The organism is Alcaligenes parafaecalis (assembly GCF_026344135.1).
GTDB classification, from domain to species: Bacteria; Pseudomonadota; Gammaproteobacteria; order Burkholderiales; family Burkholderiaceae_B; genus Alcaligenes; species Alcaligenes parafaecalis.
Window position 1 is genome coordinate 110,463 of record NZ_JAPKNA010000003.1, and the last position, 23,003, is coordinate 133,465.

The 23,003-nt window shown below is 56.6% G+C and carries 17 protein-coding genes and 1 tRNA gene; 13 read left to right on the forward strand and 5 right to left on the reverse strand.

Annotated elements, in window-relative coordinates; genetic code table 11:
• Positions 1 to 17: 17 nt before the first annotated feature.
• The 4 genes from OSH09_RS11075 (at position 18) to lpxC (ending at position 4,515) form a co-directional block, all read left to right on the forward strand.
• On the forward strand, positions 18 to 809 hold the full coding sequence (locus tag OSH09_RS11075; RefSeq protein WP_207873413.1) for a cell division protein FtsQ/DivIB: 792 nt from the start codon (positions 18 to 20) through the stop codon (positions 807 to 809).
• 7 nt (positions 810 to 816) lie between these two features.
• Positions 817 to 2,043 carry a cell division protein FtsA gene (gene ftsA, locus OSH09_RS11080; RefSeq protein WP_189391907.1) on the forward strand — a complete coding sequence of 409 codons (1,227 nt, stop codon included), beginning with the start codon at positions 817 to 819 and terminating at the stop codon, positions 2,041 to 2,043.
• Positions 2,044 to 2,214: 171 nt separating this feature from the next.
• Positions 2,215 to 3,381: a cell division protein FtsZ gene (ftsZ, locus tag OSH09_RS11085; protein WP_207873414.1), complete on the forward strand. Its 1,167-nt coding sequence runs from the start codon at positions 2,215 to 2,217 to the stop codon at positions 3,379 to 3,381.
• A 210-nt stretch (positions 3,382 to 3,591) separates the two neighbouring features.
• Complete coding sequence (lpxC, locus tag OSH09_RS11090) at positions 3,592 to 4,515, forward strand: UDP-3-O-acyl-N-acetylglucosamine deacetylase (protein WP_207873415.1); 924 nt, start codon at positions 3,592 to 3,594, stop codon at positions 4,513 to 4,515.
• Positions 4,516 to 4,548: 33 nt separating this feature from the next.
• Here lpxC and OSH09_RS11095 read toward each other — a convergent pair whose 3' ends face one another.
• On the reverse strand, positions 4,549 to 5,031 hold the full coding sequence (locus OSH09_RS11095; protein ID WP_243430219.1) for a DciA family protein: 483 nt from the start codon (positions 5,029 to 5,031) through the stop codon (positions 4,549 to 4,551).
• Positions 5,032 to 5,049: 18 nt separating this feature from the next.
• Between OSH09_RS11095 and OSH09_RS11100 the strand changes: the two genes are divergently transcribed.
• The 3 genes from OSH09_RS11100 to OSH09_RS11110 all read left to right on the forward strand — a co-directional run bounded on the left by OSH09_RS11100 (position 5,050) and on the right by OSH09_RS11110 (position 10,076).
• Complete coding sequence (locus OSH09_RS11100) at positions 5,050 to 5,982, forward strand: M23 family metallopeptidase (protein ID WP_207873417.1); 933 nt, start codon at positions 5,050 to 5,052, stop codon at positions 5,980 to 5,982.
• Positions 5,983 to 6,101: 119 nt separating this feature from the next.
• Entirely contained in the window at positions 6,102 to 8,828 is a 2,727-nt protein-coding gene (gene secA, locus OSH09_RS11105) for a preprotein translocase subunit SecA (RefSeq protein WP_266121010.1), read from the forward strand.
• Between the two features lie 354 nt (positions 8,829 to 9,182).
• Entirely contained in the window at positions 9,183 to 10,076 is an 894-nt protein-coding gene (locus OSH09_RS11110) for a DUF1932 domain-containing protein (RefSeq protein WP_207873419.1), read from the forward strand.
• A gap of 285 nt (positions 10,077 to 10,361) precedes the next feature.
• Here OSH09_RS11110 and mgtE read toward each other — a convergent pair whose 3' ends face one another.
• The 3 genes from mgtE to OSH09_RS11125 form a co-directional block, all read right to left on the reverse strand.
• Positions 10,362 to 11,843, reverse strand: coding sequence for a magnesium transporter (mgtE, locus tag OSH09_RS11115; protein WP_207873420.1), 1,482 nt, complete (start codon positions 11,841 to 11,843; stop codon positions 10,362 to 10,364).
• 21 nt (positions 11,844 to 11,864) lie between these two features.
• Positions 11,865 to 12,209, reverse strand: a complete 345-nt coding sequence (locus OSH09_RS11120) for an acyl-CoA thioesterase (RefSeq protein ID WP_222667978.1) — start codon at positions 12,207 to 12,209, stop codon at positions 11,865 to 11,867.
• 185 nt (positions 12,210 to 12,394) lie between these two features.
• A complete protein-coding gene (locus tag OSH09_RS11125) occupies positions 12,395 to 13,594 on the reverse strand; it encodes a M20 aminoacylase family protein (RefSeq protein ID WP_207873422.1) in 1,200 nt (399 codons plus the stop codon).
• An 80-nt stretch (positions 13,595 to 13,674) separates the two neighbouring features.
• Here OSH09_RS11125 and OSH09_RS11130 point away from each other — a divergent pair, with 80 nt between their 5' ends.
• Positions 13,675 to 15,372, forward strand: a complete 1,698-nt coding sequence (locus tag OSH09_RS11130; RefSeq protein WP_207873423.1) for an AMP-binding protein — start codon at positions 13,675 to 13,677, stop codon at positions 15,370 to 15,372.
• Positions 15,373 to 15,533: 161 nt separating this feature from the next.
• Here OSH09_RS11130 and OSH09_RS11135 read toward each other — a convergent pair whose 3' ends face one another.
• Positions 15,534 to 16,397 (reverse strand): inositol monophosphatase family protein, encoded by an 864-nt coding sequence (locus tag OSH09_RS11135; RefSeq protein WP_266121011.1) that lies wholly within the window; start codon positions 16,395 to 16,397, stop codon positions 15,534 to 15,536.
• Positions 16,398 to 16,530: 133 nt separating this feature from the next.
• On the opposite strand from OSH09_RS11135, the gene mnmC reads away from it, so the two are divergent.
• From mnmC to OSH09_RS11160, 5 genes are all read left to right on the forward strand, one after another.
• Positions 16,531 to 18,393, forward strand: a complete 1,863-nt coding sequence (mnmC, locus tag OSH09_RS11140; protein WP_266121012.1) for an FAD-dependent 5-carboxymethylaminomethyl-2-thiouridine(34) oxidoreductase MnmC — start codon at positions 16,531 to 16,533, stop codon at positions 18,391 to 18,393.
• A 151-nt stretch (positions 18,394 to 18,544) separates the two neighbouring features.
• Entirely contained in the window at positions 18,545 to 20,713 is a 2,169-nt protein-coding gene (locus tag OSH09_RS11145; RefSeq protein ID WP_266121013.1) for a glycoside hydrolase family 31 protein, read from the forward strand.
• Between the two features lie 265 nt (positions 20,714 to 20,978).
• Positions 20,979 to 21,054: transfer RNA gene (locus OSH09_RS11150), tRNA-Lys, on the forward strand.
• A 247-nt stretch (positions 21,055 to 21,301) separates the two neighbouring features.
• Positions 21,302 to 22,312, forward strand: coding sequence for a methionine ABC transporter ATP-binding protein (locus OSH09_RS11155; RefSeq protein ID WP_266121014.1), 1,011 nt, complete (start codon positions 21,302 to 21,304; stop codon positions 22,310 to 22,312).
• Positions 22,309 to 22,968 carry a methionine ABC transporter permease gene (locus OSH09_RS11160; RefSeq protein WP_207873429.1) on the forward strand — a complete coding sequence of 220 codons (660 nt, stop codon included), beginning with the start codon at positions 22,309 to 22,311 and terminating at the stop codon, positions 22,966 to 22,968. Before OSH09_RS11155 ends, OSH09_RS11160 begins: the two co-directional genes overlap by 4 nt.
• The last annotated feature ends 35 nt before the right edge of the window (positions 22,969 to 23,003 follow it).

Genomic DNA, 23,003 nt, shown 5'->3' on the forward strand with positions numbered 1-23,003 from the left:
AACGTGGAGCCTGGTTCATGTTTTCCGATGCCCGTCTGACCAACCTGATCGCCAATACGCTGGCTTTGCTAGCGGTATCGGCATTGGTGATCGGTGTTGTGGTTTGGGCAGTGCGTCGTCCCTATTTCAATATTGAGCGCATCCAGATCGAATCCTCGCAGGGTGAGCCTCTGGCTTATGTGACTCCGGAAGGGGTGAAGGCCACGATTGCAGGCCGTCTGGAAGGCAACTTCTTCACGGTGGATCTGGACAAGTCGCGCGCCTTGATTGAAACGGCTCCCTGGGTACGACGCGCACAAATCCGACGCGTTTGGCCCAACAGCCTGTCGGTACGCATTGAAGAGCAGCAACCGCTGGCTTACTGGAACGAAGACGAAATGATCAACACCTGGGGTGAGTCATTTTCGGCCAATAAAGCCGTGGTTCCTGATGAAGTGGATTTGCCCCAGTTAAGCGGCCCTCCCAATTCGGAGCGTCTGGTGGTGCAACGGTATGCCGAGCTGGCACGCTGGTTTGGCCCCCTGGAGGTGCAGGTCAGTGAAGTGACCTTGAGCCCGCGCTACGCCTGGGATGTGGTTTTGTCGAACGGGATGCAGTTGAGCCTGGGCCGTGACCCGGCGGCTGACATTGCAGACCCGCACGGCCGTAAAGGGGCGTTGCCCTTTGCGGTGCGGATTGAACGATTTGTGCAGGCATGGCCTGCCATGATGCAGCGGCTTGGCGACCGTGCTTTGCAAAGTGCCGATTTACGTTACCCGAATGGCTTTGCGATAACGCTGGCTCCGGTTTCATCTACCCCTGTGAAGTAAAGAACATATGACTCGTGACATCAAAGACCTGATCGTTGCATTGGACATCGGCACCAGCAAAGTGGTTGCGGTGGTGGCCGAAGTGCTGCCGGAAGGCCGGTTTGAAGTGCTTGGTCTGGGCCAGCATGAATCCCAGGGCATGCGCAAAGGGGTAGTCGTCAATATCGAGACGACGGTCAATTCCATCCAGCGCGCTCTGGAAGAGGCGGAGCTGATGGCCGATTGCAAGATCCGTGAGGTTTACACCGGAATTGCAGGCAGCCACATCACCAGCTTCAACTCCAGCGGCATGGTGGCGGTGAAAGACAAGGAAGTGACGGCAACTGATGTGGCGCGGGTGATTGAAACGGCCAAGGCCGTGAATATCCCGACGGACCAGCAAGTGCTGCACGTGCTGACGCAGGAATTCATTGTGGATTCGCAAGAAGACATCCGCGAGCCTATCGGCATGAGCGGTTTGCGTCTGGAAGTGCGGGTTCACATTGTGACCGGTGCCGTCAGTGCAGCGCAGAACATCGTCAAGTGCGTGCGTCGTTGCGGTCTGGAAGTGCAGGACCTGATTTTGCAGCCTCTGGCTTCCAGCTTGTCCTGCCTGACCGCCGACGAAAAAGAATTGGGTGTGGTGCTGGTAGATATTGGTGGCGGTACAACCGACATCGCCATCTACACCGGTGGCGCGATCCGTCATACCGACGTGATTCCTATCGCGGGCGACCAGATCACCAGCGATATCGCTGCCATGCTGCGCACGCCGACGCCGGATGCGGAAGAAATCAAGCTGCGTTTTGGGGTGGCCAAGCAGTCGCTGGCCCATCCGGAAGAAATGATCGAAGTGCCCGGTCTGGGTGATCGTCCCAACCGCCAGGTCAAGCGCCAGGCTTTGGGTGCAGTGATCGAGCCGCGTGTGGAAGAGCTGTTTACCTTTGTGCAGCAAAGTCTGCGCGAATCGGGCTACGAAGACTTGCTGTCCTCTGGCATCGTGCTGACCGGTGGTACGGCCATGTTGCCGGGCATCGTGGAGTTGGCCGAGGACGTCTTCCTGAAACCCGTGCGTATTGCCGTGCCTAGCTACGAAGGCAGCCTGGCTGATGTCATGCGCAACCCACGTTTTTCGACTGTTATGGGCCTGTTGACCGAAGCACGTCTGCAAAGCGCTCGTGGCCGCAAAGTGGCCCAGCAAAAAGGCAGCGTCAAAGGTTTGATGGCGCGCATGAAGGAATGGTTCATGAATTAAGGGCGTTGCAAGACGCTCAGGTCGGGCAGTCCGCAAGGGCGGTCCAGGAGGCAGTTCAAACCGGTTGCGAGCCCCCAGGTTGGCAGATGTTTTGAGCTGATTCCAAATTTCAGTTGTATCGGGGAAGTACGTAGAAACTTGACTAATTAAGTGTTTGAGTGGGAGTCAATCATGATGAACTTTGAAATGTTAGATACCAGCGGTAGCGGCACGGTCATTAAGGTCGTGGGCGTGGGTGGCGCAGGCGGCAATGCTGTGACGCATATGATTCACTCGGGTGTTCAGGGTGTTGATTTCATTTGCGCCAATACCGATTCGCAGGCCCTGGCCAGCAGCGACGCACCGATTCAGATCCGTCTGGGTCGCAGCGGCCTGGGTGCCGGTGCCAAGCCTGACCAAGGTCGTGCAGCAGCAGAAACTGCTCGCGAAGAAATCCGTGCTGCCTTGAACGGTGCCAATATGGTGTTTATCACGGCCGGTATGGGCGGTGGCACCGGTACAGGCGCCAGCCCCGTCGTGGCTGAAGTAGCCAAGGAACTGGGCATTTTGACCGTGGGTGTGGTCACCAAACCTTTCTCCTTTGAAGGCAACCGCCGTTTGCGCATGGCCGAAGAAGGGATCGAGGAGCTGAGCAAGCACGTTCACTCCCTGATCGTTGTATTGAACGAAAACCTGTACGACTTGATGGACGAGGACGCAACTCAGTCCGACTGCTTCAAGGCGGCTGACGATGTCTTGCACAATGCCTGCGCCGGTATTGCCGAGATCATCAATGTTGAAGGTAACGTGAACGTCGACTTTGAAGACGTGAAAACCATCATGGGCGAGCAAGGCCAAGCCATGATGGGTACGGCTGTGGCTTCTGGCTCGAACCGTGCTCGTGAAGCGGCCGAGCGTGCCATTGCCTGCCCATTGCTGGAAGGTGTGGACCTGCACGGTGCCCGCGGTATGCTGGTGAACATCACTTCTTCGGCATCCCTGAAAATGCGCGAAACCCGCGAAATCATGGACACCATCCGTGGTTACGCTGCTGAAGACGCCACGGTTATTTTCGGTACGGCTTACGACGAATCCATGGGCGACAGCCTGCGTGTTACCGTTGTGGCTACCGGTCTGGGTCGCAAGCAAGCGCGTCCACAGTTGGTACAAAACAACGAAGAAGTGTTACGTACAGGTACGGACAACATGCCTGTCATCGGTGTGGATTACGCCAACGCCGACGTGCCAGCGGTCATCCGTAACCCACGTAGCCAAGCCTCGGCCCAGGTGCGTGCTTTGGAGACAGCCGGTATGGATCACTTCGATATTCCGGCGTTCTTGCGCAAGCAGGCTGATTAAAAATCAAGTTCGGCGATTACCCGAGTCGCCAATTTGATTTCTCCCACGACTCCCCCTGAGCGTCCGCGTTCAGGGGGTGTAAGTGCTTTGTTGTGTCGGGGTGTTTGACGTTTGACAATCGCGCAGGTCTATAAAAAGCGTATAGTGGATAACCCGCATTACGGTTACAATAGTCTTTGCGAACAATACTTTACAAATACAAGAACAGCCATGCTTCGTCAGCGCACCATCAAAAATGTCATCAGTACCAAAGGGGTCGGCCTGCACTCCGGTCGTCGTGTCGAGCTGACACTGCGTCCCGCTGCGCCTGACACGGGTATTGTGTTTCACCGTATTGACTTGCCGGAAATCGTGGATTTGCCTGCGCAAGCCGATAAGGTCGGTGGCACGCGTATGGCGTCGGTGCTGATCAAGGACAATGTCCGGGTTTCAACTGTAGAGCATCTGATGTCCGCCATTGCTGGCCTGGGCATTGATAACCTGCATGTGGACCTGACGGCTGAAGAAGTGCCCATCATGGATGGCAGCGCAGGCACGTTTGTGTATTTGTTGCGTTCGGCAGGCTTGCAAGAGCAGGAAGCTGCCAAGAAATTTTTGCGTGTCCTCAAACCCATTGAAGTCTCCGAAGGCGAGGGTCAGGACATTAAGTGGGCTCGTCTGGAGCCCTATGAAGGCTTTGCCCTTCAATTTTCTATTGATTTTCACCACCCGGCTATTGATGCAACCGCCAATTTTGCCGAGGTGGATTTTGCGCATGACTCGTATGTGAAGACTATTTCGCGTGCGCGTACCTTCGGGTTCGCCAGTGAAGTGGAAGCTTTGCGTGCGGCCGGTCTGGCCCGTGGCGGCAGTTTGGACAATGCCATCGTCATGGACGAGTACCGTGTCCTGAATAGCGACGGTCTGCGTTACGAGGACGAGTTCGTCAAGCACAAGATTCTGGATGCGATTGGCGACTTGTACCTGATTGGCAAGCCTCTGATTGCGCGCTATGTGGCGTGCAAATCCGGGCATGGTTTGAACAACCAGTTGGCGCGCGCCTTGCTCGCCGCCCAGGATAGTTGGGAACTGGTGACTTTCGAGTCCGCCGCCAGTGCGCCCCATGCTTTTTCCAGCGAGTGGAAATTCGCTTGATACGCGCTTAGGGTCCCGATCTTGGTGTTTTGTTTAGCCGCGATGATGACGCAACAAGCGTTCGATGGCTTCAGCCAAGGGACCTTGCGGCAATGAGTCATGCAGCTTTTCAAATGATTCCAAGGCCCGCTCGTCCAGGACTTGTACCTGGCGTGCGGGCTTTTCTGTCACGCTTGCAAACAAATGGGCTTGCACGTGGACCAGCGCCTCGCTAATGTTCCAGCCAGCGGCATTCATATGTCGCGTCACAGTAGGCAAAAGCTGACGCAGCTTGGCCGCATGCGCCGCGCTGGGAACTGCCAGCGTCAATTGCTGTCTGTCTATACGAGCAACTTTACAAGCCTTGCCCAAAGCAGGTGGCAAGGCTTTATTGACATGGGTCTGTGCCGCCATTAGCTGCCGGGCCATTTCCAGTACCTGGGAACCCTGCTGGTCGTTGGCCAGCCAACCCAAAGCGTGGCTTTGCCCGCTACTGCGTTTTTTCGCGGCTGAGGTAAAAGGGGGCTTCCAGGTCATGTTCGAGGTTATACGAGAGTGGATCAACATAAAGACTATACGTCCTTAGATGCTAAAGCCAAAGGGGTGCGCCGTACGGTGATCGCCCTGGTGGCTCTGGTATCGCTGGGCGTTTCCGCTGGCGCAGGCGCTTTGGTGCAGTCGCACTGGGGTGATCGCGGTGGCGTCTTGCTGGATGCGGGTATGGCTCAAAGCCAGGCCGCCGCCATGCAGGATAACGTGACCCGTCTGGCTGAAAAAGTGGGCGGTTTGCAGGCCAAACTGATTGAGATGGACGGCGTTACCAAGCGCGTGGCCAAAGCAGCCGGAATCGAATACACCGATCCGGAGCTGGCTGGTGCCATGCCCGTCCAGGATCTGGAAGTCATGGACAGCATGGATGGCGCTGATCTGGTCTGGAACGCGGATCGCCTGGGTGAGCAGTTGGATAATCTGGCCAAACAGATGTCCGAGCAGCAGGACTGGTTCCAGATGCTGGACACCGTGCTGACCGAGCGCTCCGGCAACGAAGCGCGTCTGCCCAATTACCGTCCCGTCGATTATGACGAGGTTGCTTCCTCCTTCGGCTGGCGTCGTCACCCGATTTCGGGTCGCCATGCCTTGCACGAAGGTCTGGACTTCCCGGCTCCCAAGGGAACGCCGATTTATGCGGCTTCCGGCGGCGTAGTGTCTGAAGCCCGTTACATGACGGGTTACGGCAAGCTGGTGGAAATCAATCATGGCAATGGCATGAGCACCCGATACGCCCATGCGTCCTCGATCGTTGTTAAATTAGGCGACGTAGTAGAGAAAGGGCAGTTGATCGCTCGAGTCGGGTCTACGGGACAGTCCACTGGCTCGCACCTGCATTTTGAGGTGCGCATGGCGGGACAGGCCCTGGACCCTAAGCTTTTTCTGCCTGCGCGTGAGTACGTAGAACAGCAGATCGCGCAATTGGATTCGGACAAGTAGTTCCGTCTCGCAGCATGTGCGTTAAACTGATTGTTTGCTTGCGCATTCCTTTTAACCAGAGATAGGCTCGAGGCACAGATTCAAGCCCTTGCGGCCTCGCCTACATTGACGACACAAGAATGGTTTCATTGCTGAAAAAGCTTATTGGCAGTCGTAACGACCGACTGCTCAAACAGTACCGTAAGCAGGTCGCCCAGATTAATGCTCTTGAGCCTTCTATTCAGGGCCTGAGCGACGAGGCCTTGGCTGCCAAGACGCAGGAGCTGCGCCAACGTGTTCAGGATGGCGCCTCGCTTAACTCGCTCTTGCCCGAAGCTTTTGCCATCGTGCGCGAAGCGGGTATCCGTGTATTTGGCATGCGCCACTTTGACGTGCAGATGCTGGGCGCGATTGCCTTGCACAACGGCAAGATTTCCGAAATGCGTACGGGTGAGGGTAAAACCCTGACCGCTACCCTGGCTGTGTACCTGAATGCACTGTCCGGCAAGGGCGTGCACGTAGTGACGGTTAACGATTACCTGGCACGACGCGATGCCGCCTGGATGGGCCGTCTGTACAACTTCCTGGGTCTGAGCGTGGGTGTGGTGGTTCCCCAGCAAGACAATGCCGAGAAGATTGCCGCCTACCAGGCCGACATTACCTACGGCACCAATAACGAATTTGGTTTCGACTACCTGCGCGACAATATGGAATACCGCGCCGAGGATCGCCGCCAGCGCGGTTTGTCCTACGCGATTGTCGACGAAGTTGACTCCATCCTGATCGACGAAGCCCGTACTCCGCTGATTATCTCCGGCCAGGCCGAAGACAATACCGAGCTGTACGTGCGCATGAACGTGGTTCCGCCCATGCTGACCCGCATGACGCAAGAGCCTCGTCCACACGAGCCCGAGCCCGAAGGCGACTTCTGGGTCGACGAAAAGGGCCAGCAGGTTCATATTTCCGAAGCTGGTCACGAGCGCGCCGAGCAGATCCTGACCGAAATCGGTTTGCTGCCTGAAGGCGAATCGCTGTACGAGCCACGCCACATTTCCCTGATGCACCACCTGATGGTCGCCCTGCGCGCCCACAATCTGTTCTTCCGCGACCAGCAATACGTGGTCCAGGATGGCGAAGTGGTAATCGTGGATGAATTTACCGGCCGCTTGATGGCAGGTCGCCGTTGGTCCGATGGCTTGCACCAAGCCGTGGAAGCCAAGGAAGGCGTTCGCATTCAGAACGAAAACCAGACCCTGGCTTCGATTACCTTCCAGAACTACTTCCGTATGTACGACAAGCTGTCGGGCATGACGGGTACGGCCGATACCGAAGCCTACGAGTTCCAGGAAATCTACAGCCTTGAAACCGTCATCATTCCACCGAATCGTCCGCTGGCCCGTAAGGACCAGAACGACCAGGTTTTCAAAACGGATGACGAAAAATTCAATGCCATTCTGAAAGACATCCAGGACTGCCACGAACGTGGTCAGCCTGTTCTGGTGGGTACCACCAGCATTGAAAACTCCGAGCTGATCTCCACACGCCTGAACGCTGCTGGCGTCAAGCACGAGGTGCTGAACGCAAAGCAACACGCCCGTGAAGCCGATATTGTGGCTGAAGCCGGTATGCCTGGTCACGTGACCATCGCCACCAATATGGCCGGTCGTGGTACCGACATTGTGTTGGGCGGCAGCATCGAGCGTCCGATTGCGCAGGTTCGTGAAAACGAGTCCCTGAGCGCCGAGCAGAAAGAAGCCCAGATTCAGGCTATTCGTGCTGCCTGGGAGCCGCTGAACCAGCAGGTCAAACAAGCCGGTGGTTTGCGCATTATCGGTACCGAACGTCACGAATCTCGCCGTATCGACAACCAGTTGCGTGGTCGTGCAGGTCGTCAGGGTGACCCAGGTTCCTCGCGCTTCTACCTGTCGCTGGAAGATTCGCTGATGCGCATCTTTGCCGGTGACCGCGTGCGCGCCATTATGGAGCGCCTGCGCTTGCCAGAAGGCGAGCCTATCGAAGCCCGCATGGTGACTCGTTCCATCGAGTCTGCCCAGCGCAAGGTTGAGGCCCGCAACTTCGATATTCGTAAACAACTGCTGCAGTATGACGACGTGGCTAACGATCAGCGCAAGGTGATCTATGCCCAGCGTAACGAAGTGCTGGAATCGGCCGATATTACCGAAACCATCAGCAGCCTGCGCGAAGCCGCTGTCAGCCGTCTGTTCCGTGAATACGTGCCGCAAGACACGATGGAAGAGCAATGGGACGTTCCTGGTCTGACCACCGCTTTGCAAAGCACCTTCCAGATTGATCTGCCCCTGGCTGAAATGCTGGAGAAAGAATCCAATCTGACCGACGACGATTTGCATGATCGCGTTATTGAAGAATCCCAGCGCTTGTTGCAAGCCAAAGTTGATCAAGTGGGTCAGCCTAACTGGGGCAACTTCGAGCGTTCCGTGCTCTTGCAATCCATTGATACGCAGTGGCGTGGCCATTTGCAGGCTCTGGATCACCTGCGTCAGGGTATTCATCTGCGCGGTTACGCCCAGAAAGACCCCAAGCAGGAATACAAGCGTGAAGCTTTCGAGCTGTTCTCCGACATGCTGGACCGTGTGCGTGACGAAGTGGTCAAAGTATTGATGACCGTGCGCATCCAGACACCGGAGCAGGTCGAAGAAGCCGCTGTTGAAGTTCCTGCCAACTCCAATGTCCGTTTCCATCACTCGGATTACGATGCTGCTCTGAGCGGCGAAGATCCTGGTCTGGATGAAATGGCCAGCGGTGATGTGCCACGCGTGGGCCGTAACGACCCTTGCCCATGCGGTAGCGGCAAGAAGTACAAACAGTGTCATGGACGTTTGGCCTGATCCTGATCGGGGTCATCCAGTCTGAAGGCAGCTAGTTAAAAACCTCATGAGTCTTGGCTCATGGGGTTTTTTCTTGGCGGTAGGGAGGCTAGTTTGTAAACATTGGGCTTGTTTCTCTCCCTTAAGCTTTTTTTGCCCTTGCTTCCTGATCCTGTGCTTCTGTTTGGGACTGCTTGGTTTTTGGTTCGGCCCTGCTCTGTTATCTTTCGGTTTCCGATCTTTTGCTCGTGGCTTATGACTTCCGCTACCAAGCTTTTTGCTGGTTTTTGTGAGCACCTTGTTTCAGATTTCTCCTGTTCAAACACGGCGGCACTATCAGGCGCAGATTTTTAGCTTTCCTTCTGTTTTTCTCTTATGACGACGTTTCCTTTATTGCAGCGCGTAGCCCTCGTTGGTGCCGGTGAGGTAGCCCGAGCTTACGGTGCCGCCCTGAAATCAGCCGGTGTACAGATTCCATTCCTGTTGGTGCGACGTGTTAGTCCTGCCGCCCAGGACTTGGCCGATCAGCTAGAGGCTCAGCTTTGCATGCAGGCGGATGCGCAGTGGCAAGAGCTGGATGGCGTCCTGTCTGCCGTGACGGGGACGCAGGCGGCTACGGTGGCGCGTGCCGTCATGCCGCATTTGACGGCGGGAACGCTGTATATGGATTTGTGCACAGCCGAGCCGCAAGACATGGAGGCGATGGATGTTTTGGCTCACCAGCACGGCGTGGAGCTGGCGGACCTGGCCATCATGGGCTCTGTGCCGTCTACAGGCGCTCAGACGGCTTTGCTGGCAGCCGGGCAGGGGGCAGGCAGGGCAGCCGCGTTCTGGCAGGCTCAGGGCGCTCCTGTGCGCATCCTGCCCGGACAGGCCGGGGATGCGATGCGTTTGAAGTTGTTGCGCAGCCTGATGACCAAGGGCTTGGAGGCATTAGGGATTGAAAACCTGATGCTGGCCGAACGTATGGGCTTGAGGGCAGAGCTGTATGAAGTGCTGGAGGATTTGAACCAGCGGGGCTTGCAGGACTTCATGGAGTCCTGCTTGCGCAGCCATCTGGTACATGGCGTGCGCCGTCGTGACGAGGTTCTGCAAGTGCGCCGTCAATTGGAATTGGCTGGGATTGAGCCAAGGGTGACCAATGGCGTGCTGGATTTCTTTGAGCACACGGCGCAGACCGAGTCACTCCAAAGAAGTCAGGCCGTTGGGACGCAGGAGAGTCTGGAGGTGTTTTTGGAAGAGGCCCGGCTGTCGTCCTCCCGGTCTTAATTGCTTGGAAGGACAGTTTGGCACTCCCGTCAGATGCTTCGCGTCTGAGCTTGAGCCAGCTTGTGGGATTGGCTATTAAGTTTTTCTCCCGGGAAGGGGAGAGAGCTTGTGCTTAATCAGATGAAGCAATCATGCTGAAAACCAACGAGCCCCCCGACACTTGGGTGTTCCAGTGTTCGGGCTTATCGGGACCAGAAAATTAAAAGACGTGATCTAGTCCCTTTGACGTAGATATAAAAAAAAACCGGCCAGGAGCCGGTTTTTTTAATCATGACTGCTGGCGATTTACAGCAAGAACACCGTCGCCAGTCCCAGGAACAGCAGGAAGCCCAGCGAGTCCGTCGCAAAAGTCAGCAGCACCGAGGAACCCACAGCCGGGTCATTGCCAAAGCGATCGCGCAGAATCGGGATCATCACGCCCAGCGCGGCGCCAATCAGCATATTGCCTATCATGGCAGCCATCATCACAGCAGCAATGGCAATCGAGCCGGAGATGAACCAGGCAAAGAATGCCGTCACGGCACTGCCACAGACGCCGACCAGAAAGGTCACCAGCAGTTCACGCTTGATCAGTGGGATGACGTTGGAGCCTGTGACACGACCCGTGGCAATGGCACGAATAATCATGGTCATGGTCTGGTTGCCGGAGTTGCCACCAATACCGGCCACAATCGACATCAGGAAGGCCAGAATCACGATATGGCTGACGGTGTCCTCAAAGCGTGAGGCAATAAAGGAAGCCGTCGCGGCGGTACAGAGGTTGATCAGCAACCACGGTGCCCGGTTACGGATAGCCGTACGGATGGGCGAGAAAATGTCGTCCTCTTGCAGACCGGCGCGGGACAGGGCCTGTTCTTCCGAGTCCTCTTGCAGCACGTCCACCACTTCGTCAATGGTGACGCGGCCAATCAGGCGGCCTATATCGTCCACTACAGGGGCGGACACCAAGTCATATCGCTCAAACGCCCCAGCGGCGTCCGAGTCCGAATCCAGCGGGTTCAGCGCCAGATAGTCCGTGGACATAACCGTTGATACCAGGGTTTCAGGTTCGCTGACCAGCATGCGGGTCAGGGACAGGGTGCCTTGCAGTTTGTCGGCGCGGTCTACCACGAAGATCTGGTCCGTGTGGTCGGGCAGTTCCTGCAAGCGGCGCAGATAACGCAAGACCACTTCCAGGGTGACGTCCTCACGTACGCGCACCATGTCAAAGTCCATGATGGCGCCCACGGTGTCTTCGGGGTAGCCCATGGCTTCGATCAGTTGCGCACGCTCTTCGTCCGTCAAGCCACGTTGCACGGCGGCCACCACATCGGGCGGCAAGTCTGGCACCAGATCGGCAATCTCGTCGGCATCCATATTGCCGGCGGCGGCGATCAGGTCTGCCGCGTCCATGGAGCGGATCAGGGATTCACGTGCCCAGTCGGCCACTTCCAGCAGCACGTCGGCATCGTGCTCGGCATCGACCAGTTGCCAGATAGCCTGGCGTTCCAGCTCGGGCAAGGACTCCAGAATGAAGGCAATGTCGGCTGGATGCAGATCGTTCAGGATGGTCTTGATTTCGCTTTCATGCTGGCGATGAATCAGACCTTCAAGCAGGTTGGAGCGGTCGTCGTCCTCGAACTGACGCTGGGCCAGCGACTCGACCACTTCCTGGCGTTTAAGGATGTTCTTCAGGCGATAGAGTGCCTGTTGCGCATCCTCGGGCTCCAGGCGGCGCGGCTTGGGAGTGTCGCTGGGCGAAGTAGGGGGTACCAGGTTTTCCTGCATAGGCCTGCCTGTCACGAATACTTAGAGAGGGGGCAGCGGGCGGCTGCGGCGCTCGTCATCGGTGGCCACATAGGTCAGTGTGGCTTCCGTTACCTTGACCGTTTCCAGTTGCAGGCGTTTGCGTTCTGCATACACTTCCACCGACACCGTAATGGAGGTGCGGCCGGTTTTGACGATTTCTGTGTAGAAGCTCAGCAAGTCACCGACAAAGACCGGCTGCTTGAACGTGAAGGCATTGACGGAAATGGTCGCCACACGGCCTTGGGCGCGTCGGGTTGCGGGAATGGCCCCGGCAATGTCCACCTGGGACATGATCCAGCCGCCGAACACGTCACCGTGAATATTGGCGTCTGTAGGCATGGGCATGACGCGCAGGGTGGGTGCTCCGTCCGGCAGCGAAGAAAGATTGCTTGAGGTAGTCACAAATACTCCCGTATTGGAAGAAGGGGCTGTGGGGCCGCTGTCTGCAGCGTACGACGCACGCCGTCAGAAATAGAACCTGCCATTGTAACGGCAAGCTTTGGGCCCGCTATGAAACATTTGTTAAAGCGTCAACGGTGTTGTGCCAGCCAATCCAGCGCCAGCTTGGCCCAGTAACTGGCACCAATGGGAATCAGGGTGTCGTTGAAGTCGTAGCTGCCGTTGTGCAGCATGCACGGGCCCATGCCGTGGCCCTGACTGCGATGGTCGCCATCCCCATTGCCCAGCCAGACATAGCAGCCGGGCACTTCCTGCAACATGAAGGAGAAGTCTTCGGCGCCCATAGAGGGGCGGATATCCTGGCGCAGCTTGTCGGGGCCGACCAGTTCCTGAATGACCTGGGCGCAAAAGGCCGCTTGCTCAGGATGGTTGATGGTGGGGGGATAACGACGGTCAAAGTCGAACTGGGCGGTACAGCCCAAGGCGGCACAGCTTTGTTCGCTGAGCTCGCGCATGCGGGTTTCGACCAGATCCAGCGCTTCGGTGGAGAAGGTGCGTACCGTGCCGCGCATGACGGCTTCGTTGGGGATGACGTTGTCAGCCGAACCGGCATGAATCTGGGTAATGCTCAGGACCACAGGTTCCAGCGGGTCCACATTGCGGCTGACAATGGTTTGCAGGCTTTGTGCCAGTTGCACGGCTGCCATGATGGGATCGGCACCCAGATGTGGCATGCCGCCATGTGCGCCTTTGCCTTCAATGCGGATTTCAAAGGTATTGCTGGAGGCCATCATGGCACCGGGCAGGACGCCAAAGGTGCCTGCTGGCATGCCGGGCCAGTTATGCAGACCAAAAACCGCCTGCATCGGGAACAGCGTGAACAAGCCGTCCTTGATCATTTCGCGTGCGCCGCCAAACCCTTCTTCGGCAGGCTGGAAAATCAGATAGATGGTGCCTGCAAAGTTGCGGTTTTCAGCCAGATAGCGTGCTGCGCCCAGCAGCATGGCCGTATGGCCATCATGCCCACAGGCATGCATCTTGCCGTCATGACGGCTTTTGTGTTCAAACTCGTTCAGTTCCTGCATGGGCAGGGCGTCCATATCGGCGCGCAGTCCTACTGATGGTCCTTCGCCGCCTGTACCCTTCAAAATGCCTACGACACCCGTGACGCCCAGGCCACGGTGTACAGGGATGTCCCATTTCTCCAGCCAGGACGCGACTTGATCGGCTGTCCGGGTTTCCTCGAAAGCCAGTTCGGGATAAGTGTGGAGATCACGCCGGATGGCCGCAATTTCATGGGACCAGGCGGAAATGGGTTCAAACAGCTTCATGATGCGGGCTTGTCCTTGGGCTTGAACAATAAAGTAGAGTAGAGTTAACCATAAATAAACACGTATTAGGTGACAAGCCCTTGGATACTCAGCAAAAACCTTGGCTCGAGCATTATCCCGCATCCGTGCCCCATGACATCCAGCTAGGAGCCGAGCAGACCTTGATTGACTGTCTGGATGCGGCGATCAAAAAGCATAAAGACAGGACCGCGCTGACCTTTATGGGGTATGACATTTCCTATGCTCATCTGGACCGCAGCGCCGATGCGTTTGCCGCCTGGTTGCAGGCACAGGGTCTGGAGCGTGGCAGCCGTGTCATGTTGATGCTGCCTAATGGTTTGCCGTTCCTGATTTGCCTGTTGGGCACGATGCGGGCAGGCATGGTGGGCGTCAACACCAACCCCCAATACACAGAACGCGAACTGGAGTTTCAACTGGCCGATAGCCAGGCGCAGGTCATCGTGATTCTGGAAACCTTTGCGCATGTGCTGGAACAAGTGCCAGCCGCCGTCAAACCGGCCCATGTGGTGTTGAGCACCGTGGGTGATCTGATGGGTTTCAAGGGCAGTGTCGTGAACTTTGCCGTGCGTTACTTGAAACGTATGGTGCCGTCTTACTCCTTGCCCGGTGCGCAGCGTTTGGAAACTGTGCTGGCCCAAGGCAGCAAATCAAGTGTGAAGCGTCAGCAGGCCAAGCCTGATGATCTGGCGCTCTTGCAATATACCGGCGGGACAACGGGGCGCCCCAAGGGGGCGATGCTCAGCCAACGTAATCTGATGGCTAACGTCTTGCAGGTCGAGGCGGTTGGTTTCCCCGCTTTGGGTGACTTCAAAGGCCCGGCCTACACCATGATGGTGGCTTTGCCGCTGTATCACATCTTCGCTTTGACCGTCTGCGGCTTGTTTGCCATGTATGCTGGTATGCATATGGTGCTGGTCATGAATCCGCGCGATCTGAATTCGGTTCATAAAGCCTGGAAGCGCAATCCGCCTGAAGTGGTGCCTGCGGTGAACACCTTGTTCAATGCCCTGGCCAACCATGAAAAATTCCGTACCTTGCCTTTTGCTCAGCTCAAATTGTGCTTGGCGGGTGGGGCGGCTTTGCAAAAAGCCGTGGCCGAGCGTTGGCTGGCTGTGACAGGCTGCCCCTTGATTGAGGGTTACGGCTTGTCGGAAACCTCGCCGGTTGTGGCGGTGAACTCCACGGACTCACGGGAGTACAGCGGCACGATTGGTTTCCCTTTGCCGTCTACCGATGTGCTCTTGCTGGATGAGCAAGGTCAGCCCGTTGCCATGGGTGAGCAGGGCGAGTTGGCCGTTAAAGGGCCACAGGTTATGTCGGCTTACTGGAATCAGCCAGAGGAAACGGCGAACGTCTTTACTCCTAATGGTTTCTTGAAGACGGGCGATATTGGTGTCATGGATCAGCAGGGGCGAATTCGTCTTGTGGATCGCAAGAAGGACATGATTCTGGTGTCGGGCTTCAACGTCTATCCGAACGAAATTGAAGATGTGGTCGCGGCTCACCCGGATGTGCTGGAAGTGGCGGCAGTCGGTGTGCCCAGCGAGCATAGCGGGGAAAGCATCAAGCTGTTTGTGGTGAAGCGCAATCCATCCTTGACGGAAGCGGATATCAAACAGTGGTGCAAAGAGCGTCTGACGGCTTACAAGCGGCCACGCGTTATCGAGTTCCGGGATGAACTGCCCAAGAGCAACGTAGGCAAGATTTTGCGTCGAGTTCTGCGGGATGAGGCCGCCAAGCCCAAAGCGCAGGCGTGATTTGGCGGGTCGGGGAAGGGGGCGATTGCTCAGCTAATCGCCAAACTTGGCCTGGAACCCGACCTGCTTAAAAAAAGCGAGCCATTTAAAACGGCTCGCTTTTTTATCGGGTGATGGAGATCGGACCAGAAGGTCTGGTAACTAGCCCCGGATATATAGCGTTAAGGCTTGGGTTTGGTCGGACGCTGTGTCAGCGAAGGACGCACCATGCCCAGTAACTCATCGGCAATGTGGGCATTTCCTGCGTAGACGTGGCCACTGACGGGCCAAGGCTCTTCCTGATACAAGTCCTGGCACACACCCTTGGCTTCACGCACCAGCAAGGTGCCAGCGGCAACGTCCCAGGGGGCCAGACCCATTTCCCAATAACCGTCGTAACGGCCGCAAGCTACCCAGGCCAGATCCAGTGCCGCCGCGCCCATGCGGCGTACGCCACGGCTGCCGGTAATGGCGGCGTTCAGGCTGGGCATGTACTGGTCGGAAAAGGAAAAGTCGCGGAATGGAAAGCCGGTGGCCAGGACCGAATCCGCCAGTTTTTTGGATGAGGAGGTTTGAATACGGCTGCCATTTAACCAGCTACCTACACCGTACATGGCTGTAAACATTTCTTCGCGGCACGGGTCGTAAACCACCGCAATGACGGGGGTGTCCTGGGCCAGCACGCCGTTATCCATCTGGGTGCCTGCCGGAGCGATCAGGGCGACCGAAACCGCGTAATGGGGGATGCCATGCAGGAAGTTGGTGGTGCCATCCAGCGGGTCTATATACCAGGTGGGACGGCCTGTATTCACGCCACCGCTTTCCTCGGCCACGATATCAATCTCGGGGGTGCGTTCCATCAACACACTGATGCAGGCCTGCTCGGCTTCGTGATCGGCTTGCGACACCAGGTCGTTGTGCATTTTGTTGCTGATCACCAGAGAGCTACGGTCCGACGCATAGGCTTGTAAAATAGCGGCGGCGGCATGGGCTGCAGTAACAGCAGCGTCCAGGCAGGCGCTGAGCGGTAAACGTGACAATGGCATGGCAATCCGGTTTTGAAAAAAGAAAAGTCTGGAACAGGGACTTTTTATTGTACGTGTTTGTTGGTGTCAGTTTGATTAAGGCCAGTTTAAGGGGTTCAAGCGTGTGTGATGGTTGTTTTGGGCAGGAAAATTAATGGTCGCTGCTGCTTCTGAGCCCTTGGTGCCCGCCGTTCTGGAGTTCAACGATCACGGCGTGCCCGTCAGTGCGATCTATCAAGATAGCTACCATCCCGCCGATGGCCCCTTGGGCCAGGCCCAGCGGGTTTTTCTGCATGGTAATGGCTTGCCCGAGCGATGGCGGGGGCGGCGTCAATTCACGATTTGTGAAACCGGCTTTGGTTTAGGGGCCAGTTTCCTGGCGACCTGGCAGGCCTGGCGTCAGGACCCGGAGCGCAGTGATCGTCTGCACTTTGTATCGGTAGAGGCCCATCCCTTCCGTCAGAGCGATTTGGTGATCTTGTACGCGCGCTTACCGGAGGAGTTGCAGGAGCAAGCCCAGGAATTATTGGCAGCCTGGCCTACGCTGGTGCCAGGTATACACAGGCTGGAGCTGAATGAGGGCCGCGTCACACTGACCTTGGCCTTTGGACAAGCCGAAACCATGATGCGTGAGCTGCAGTGCCATGCTGACGCGTTTTATCTGGATGGCTTTGCGCCCCGGGGGAATCCCTCGATGTGGTCGCGCTCTGTGTTGGGGCAGTTGGTGCGTTTGGCGGCGCCGGGGGCGACAGCGGCTTCCTGGTGTTGTGCCGGGCAGGTACGGCGTGATTTGACCTCGGTAGGCTTTGAAGTCGAGAAAGTGCCGGGAGCAGGTGGCAAATGGTGCACCATACGCGCCCGTTTGCGAGCTCATCTTGGACGGCGTGGCAATTTGCCGGAGCAGCAGGGCCGGGTAGTCGTGATTGGGGCCGGTTTGGCCGGTGCGGCCTGCGCCTGGGAGTTGGCTCGCAAAGGTGTGCCCGTTCTTGTTTGTGATCCCGTCTTGAGTAAAGGCCTGGATGCGACTCATCAAGGCCATCGTCTGGCCGCGATCTCCCCCGTTTTTGCGCTGGATGACGCTCCCTTGGCTCGTCTAAGCCGAAATGCTGTGCTGCATGCCTGGCAGGGCTGGAAGAGCCTGCCGGAGGCGGCCCGTCCGCGTCGAGTAGGCACGCTGGTTTTTGGACAGGCAGGTAATAGCGATGCCGATATTCAGCAGGCGTTGGAGCATCTGGCCTTGGACACGGACTGGGTGCAGTGGCAGGATCGTGAACAAGGTTCCGCTCTGGCTGGCGTGCCCCTGCAAGGCGGAGGTCTGTTTTTCCCGCAAGGGATGGTGGTCGACCCCAGTGCCCTGGTTGCACATTTGCTGGATCATCCCTTGATTCAATGCCTGCCCGAAAAGGTATTTCTGCAGACGACGCCAGAACCGGGGGTATGGGATGTTTGTAAATCCACAGGAGAAACGCTGGAGCGCAGCAATCGAATTGTGATTGCCGCCGCCGCTGACAGTGTGAGCGTGCTGCCCGAGGAGGTCGTGGCCGCATATCCTATGCCACGGCTGGCAGCGATGCAGCGTCTGGCCGGACAGGTTACATATCTGCCTGCCGGGCAAGCATTGAGTAATGGTGAAGTGACTTTAAGCGGTCAGGGCTATATCCTGCCTGTTGGCCCTTACGGACAAGTTATCGGTAGCACCTATGAACGTTTTGGTGAATTTGCCCAGGTCAGCGCCCAGGGACATCAGCAAAATATTCAAAAAGTCTCGGCCATGCTGGCTGAGCCCACCGATGTGGATATACCTGAACACGGCTGGGCCGGTTGGCGTTGTGCCTTGAGTGATCATTTGCCCGTGATGGGTTTTGTGCCGGGCCAGCCCGGATTGTTTATGGCTGCGGCTTACGGCTCACGAGGATTGAGTTGGAGCTTGCTGGCAGCCAGCTTGTTTGCTGCTTATTGTCTGGAGGAACCAGTTCCTTTGGAGCGGCGTCTGGAGCAAGCCTTAATACCCCGCTAAGGCCAGTTTTTCGATTTATTTCGGCGAAATTTGAAGCAACATTTTCCTTTGTAGCGCAAATACGTCAAAATAGTGGCCTTGTTAAGTAATCTTGAGCGTGACCCTGCGATCAGCATCGTGCCGTTCGCTCCACTCTGACGACGTGACACAATTGTTTAATCATCTGAGTTTGTTGACGACGAAACCGGCCCTGGCCGATTTCGCTTTTGTCGAAACCGATTTTGCGCTGCGCATCGAAGCCCATGCGCCGGGTGTTTTTCGTTTCCGCTGTATGCCGCTTGCCCGGCTGGATAATGAAAAAATCAGTCCCCGTGCTAAAGCTTTGAGCGACATGCTGCTGGCCCGCCATGAGGCGGTCAGCGAATTCCAACTGGAAGCGGCCGACTCTGGCTGGCGGATTGAGCAGGGCGAGCTCGCCTTGCACATCCAGGCCAATCCCTGGCGCTTCGAAATCCGCCGTGGCGAGCAACTGCTTTTGAGCAGTGCCGAGCAGCCTTTGACGCTTGTCCAGGAACCCGCTGCCTGCTGGCAACTGGATCTGGCTCTGGCCGAGGAAGACGCTCTGTTTGGTTTGGGTGAAACCCTGGGCGAGTTGGACCGCCGCGAAGAAACCCTGGATAGCGACCGCCCGGAAGACCGCAGCTTGCCTCTGCTCTGGAGTACGCAAGGGTGGGGCCTGTACATCAATACCTTTGAACGGGTCGAGCACGATCTGGGTCAGCAAGACCTGGATTGCTACCGCGCCAGTGTTCATGCGGCCGAGCTGGATTTCTTCCTGTTCCTGGGCGACCCCAGCGAGATCATCAACCAGTACTCCGCCTTGACGGGTCGTGCTGGGCAACCGGGTGTCTCGCCCATGGGCTTGTGGCTGGATGCGGCCCAAGCGCAGGACGTACAGTCCCTGCGTGATCTGGCCAACCAGTGTCGCGAACAGGGTATTGCTCTGGATGTGGCCGTATTGCCTGCGCCCGAGCCCTACGATTTCCAGCAAGACAAACCTGCTCTGGAGTGGAACCCGGCTCGCATGGCGGATCCGCGTGATGCTTTCTCCGCTTTGCAGAACGATCAGTTGCAACTGGCCGCCTGGACACGTCCTTGTGTGCTGGCGGGCACCAGTCTGTTTGAAGAATGGGAAGATCGCGGCTGGTTGCTCATCAATGATGATGACGGCTGCGCCTATGTCTTCCCCGGTGATGAGCTAAGCGGTGGCCGTGACTACGGTTTGCTGGATCTGACCCACAAAGACGTATTCCGCATGTGGACAGAACGCCAACGCCAGATGGTCGACGACGGCCTGGGCGCGGTGCTGTGCAATGCCCGTTTTGATATTCCCGATGCCATTACCAGTCGTGGTGGCGAGTCTGGCGCTTTGTTGCGTGCGATTTACCCCGTGCTGGCGCGTCAGGCTTTGTTTGATGCCGTGGCCGGTCACAAGACGCCGCAAGAAGGCGTTGTGGCCAGTCGCGACTTGAGCCCCTCGTCTCAGCGCTTTGCCTGGCAGTTGGGCCCACAGGTTGAAAATACCTGGGCGGGTCTGACACAGTCCTTGAAGTCGGCTTTGGCAACGGGCAATAGCGGTGTGCCTATCCAAGTGCATGGCCTGGGCAATGCCGCCGCATCAACTAGTGAAATGACACCCGAGCTGTACCTGCGTTGGCTGGCGATGTCGGTGTTCTCGGCCAACTTCAGCTTGCAAGGTATTCCTGCCCTGCGTCCTGATGCCTTCGACGAAGAAACACAAGCGCATGTGAACCATTGGCTGGAATGGCGTTTCCGTCTGGTGCCTTATGTTTTGGGCATTATTGAAGACGCTGTCCGTACCGGTTTGCCGGTACAGCGCTCCATGGCGCAGAGTTTTCCTGGTGATAGCCAGGCTCGCTTGTGGGATACCCAATATCTTTTGGGCCCGGCTTTGTTGGTGGCGCCAGTCTTGCAGCCCGGTCAAGAGATCGAAGTCTACTTGCCTGAGGGCGATGCCTGGTGGGATTTGAGCACGGGTTGGCGCTACGAAGGCGGCACCACCTTGACCATGACCGTGGGTCTGGATCGTTTGCCAGTCTTTGGCCGTGAAGGGCATATGTTGTGTCTGGGGCCTGTGGTCAAGCATACGTCCGAGTTCAACTCGGCCCGTTTGCTGGATGAAGTCTGGATGTTTGGCATGCCCGAACACAGCCCGGTGGTGATGCGCAACAAGATTCGCGTCATGCAGATGCAGGGTTCCAGCTACATCAAGGGTCTGGAAGGCTTGAAGATTCTGCCGTCCGAAGGGCTAGAGGTTAAACGTCGCGGTGCCGAGGTTCGTATTTCGCGCGCCCGTTAAGCCGTAGACGAGTCTGATCGTCTTTGAATGCCTCCCGGCATTGGAGTCTGACTCCAGTATCGGGAGGCATTTTCTATTTATGGCTCGATAAGCCAGGATGCAGATGTTCAGATTTTGTTTCTGAAACCGGAAAAAAGAGAGAGGCAAGACCTGCCAGCGCTGTTATTTCCAGGCTTTTCAAGAAAAAATGCGTTTTCTCCTATTATTTTGCATTTAGGGCTTGACGAGTCCTTGGAATCAGGCCATAATTTCATCTTTCAGTCGGGGGTCGTTAGCTCAGTCGGTAGAGCAGCGGACTTTTAATCCGTTGGTCGCGCGTTCGAGTCGCGCACGACCCACCACTAAACTGAAAACGTAGAAACAAGGCCGCGCTTAGCGGCCTTTTTCTTTGGGCGCTTGCCTTGCACAGCCAAGGTCACATCCGCGCATTGGCCGGTCGGAAATCTTGCTATACAGTGCAGCCCTCAGTATGGTTTCAATATTTCCTTGGGTTATATCTATCTGGTCATAGTCAAATTTGCTTTATGGTAAATTTCGCTTACAGCTCAGGCTTTTATAACTCGACTGACTAACTAGGCTGAGTTCATTTTGATTCGTCTTGAACACATCTCAAAAACCTACTCTTTGGCAGGCAAGACCGTTCATGCATTGAACGACATTTCCTTGCAGATTCATCAAGGAGAGGTCTTCGGTATTATTGGTCGCTCGGGTGCTGGAAAAAGTACGCTGATCCGCATGCTCAATCTGCTTGAACAACCCAGTTCGGGCCAGGTTTGGGTGCAGGACCAGGACATCACACGCTTTTCGGGTGCGCAGTTGCGCGCTTTCCGTCAGGGCGTGGGCATGGTGTTCCAGCATTTCAATCTGCTTCATTCCCGTACGGTTCTGGATAACGTCTGCTTTCCTTTGCGCTTGGCGGGGGTAGATCGTGCCCAACGTCACGCTCGCGCTTTGGAAGTGCTGGAGCTGGTGGGCCTGAAGGACCATGCCAACAAATATCCCCGTCAGTTGTCCGGTGGGCAACAGCAGCGCGTCGGTATCGCCCGCGCCTTGGCAAATCGGCCACAGCTTTTATTGTGTGACGAAGCCACTTCCGCGCTAGACCCGGAAACCACGCAGTCCATTTTGCGTTTATTGCGCGAGATTAATCAGGAACTGGGCCTGACCATTGTGCTGATTACCCACGGCATGGACGTGATTCGTTCCGTCTGTGATCGCGTTGCCGTGATTGATGCGGGCAAGATTGTGGAATGTGGTGAAGTGCTGGATGTGTTCTTGCATCCCCATCACCCCACCACGCAGTCCTTGCTGAGCGAAAGCGGCGTGAATGCTGATGACTGGCATGCCCTGGCTGAAGGTGTCTCGGGCAGCGTGATGCGCTTGAGTGTGCGTGGTGTGGCGACGACCGAGCCTTTGATCAGCCGTATTACCAGCCAACTGGGTCTGAATGTCAGCATCCTGCAGGGCGCCATTGGCCGCATCAAAACCGAGCCTTACGGGCAACTGGTTGTAGCGGTGGAAGGCGATGCGCAGGCTAAAGCGGGGCTGGATGCCTTGCTGACTGAATTGAATGTCCAATTTGAGGTATTGCGGCCATGAACTTTAGCAATTTGGATTGGGCGCTAATTGGAGAGGCCACGGTTGATACCTTGTTGATGACAGGAATCTCGCTGGTTTTTACTGCCATTATTGGTTTGCCTTTGGGTGTGCTGCTGTTTCTGACCAGCCGCAAGCAGATGCTGGATAACGCCTGGATTTACCAGTCCTTATCCTTGGTCGTGAACATTTTGCGTTCCGTGCCATTTCTGATTTTATTGATTGTCATTATTCCGTTGACGCGAATCCTGGCCGGGACCTCCCTGGGAGTACAAGGTGCGATTCCGCCTTTGGTCTTGAGCGCTGCGCCGTTTTTTGCCCGTTTGGTGGAAAACGTGCTGCGCGAACTGGACCCCGGTGTGAATGAAGCCTGCCGTGCCATGGGGGCCAATTCCCGTCAGACCGTGTTGCTGGCTTTATTGCCCGAAGCGACCACAGGAATTGTGGCGGCCCTGATTGTCACGGCCATTGCTCTGGTGGGGTATTCGGCCATGTCCGGTGTGATCGGCGGTGGTGGCCTGGGTGACCTGGCCCTGCGCTTTGGCTATCAACGATATCAAACGGATGTCATGGTGGTTACCGTGACTATCCTGGTGGTGCTGGTGCAACTCCTGCAGGTGTTTGGAGACGCCATGGTGGCTCGTTTGAGCCGTAAATAAGTCCCGGCAGCTATGTTCATAGCCTTGCCTTTCTG

What these genes read in the sequence shown, in the direction of transcription:
- OSH09_RS11075 (WP_207873413.1), top strand. Translation starts at nt 18, where the DNA reads ATGTTTTCCGATGCCCGTCTGACCAACCTGATCGCCAATACGCTGGCT.
- ftsA (WP_189391907.1), top strand. Translation starts at nt 817, where the DNA reads ATGACTCGTGACATCAAAGACCTGATCGTTGCATTGGACATCGGCACC.
- ftsZ (WP_207873414.1), top strand. Translation starts at nt 2,215, where the DNA reads ATGATGAACTTTGAAATGTTAGATACCAGCGGTAGCGGCACGGTCATT.
- lpxC (WP_207873415.1), top strand. Translation starts at nt 3,592, where the DNA reads ATGCTTCGTCAGCGCACCATCAAAAATGTCATCAGTACCAAAGGGGTC.
- OSH09_RS11095 (WP_243430219.1), bottom strand. Translation starts at nt 5,031, where the DNA reads ATGACCTGGAAGCCCCCTTTTACCTCAGCCGCGAAAAAACGCAGTAGC.
- secA (WP_266121010.1), top strand. Translation starts at nt 6,102, where the DNA reads ATGGTTTCATTGCTGAAAAAGCTTATTGGCAGTCGTAACGACCGACTG.
- OSH09_RS11110 (WP_207873419.1), top strand. Translation starts at nt 9,183, where the DNA reads ATGACGACGTTTCCTTTATTGCAGCGCGTAGCCCTCGTTGGTGCCGGT.
- mgtE (WP_207873420.1), bottom strand. Translation starts at nt 11,843, where the DNA reads ATGCAGGAAAACCTGGTACCCCCTACTTCGCCCAGCGACACTCCCAAG.
- OSH09_RS11120 (WP_222667978.1), bottom strand. Translation starts at nt 12,209, where the DNA reads ATGCCCATGCCTACAGACGCCAATATTCACGGTGACGTGTTCGGCGGC.
- OSH09_RS11125 (WP_207873422.1), bottom strand. Translation starts at nt 13,594, where the DNA reads ATGAAGCTGTTTGAACCCATTTCCGCCTGGTCCCATGAAATTGCGGCC.
- OSH09_RS11135 (WP_266121011.1), bottom strand. Translation starts at nt 16,397, where the DNA reads ATGCCATTGTCACGTTTACCGCTCAGCGCCTGCCTGGACGCTGCTGTT.
- mnmC (WP_266121012.1), top strand. Translation starts at nt 16,531, where the DNA reads ATGGTCGCTGCTGCTTCTGAGCCCTTGGTGCCCGCCGTTCTGGAGTTC.
- OSH09_RS11160 (WP_207873429.1), top strand. Translation starts at nt 22,309, where the DNA reads ATGAACTTTAGCAATTTGGATTGGGCGCTAATTGGAGAGGCCACGGTT.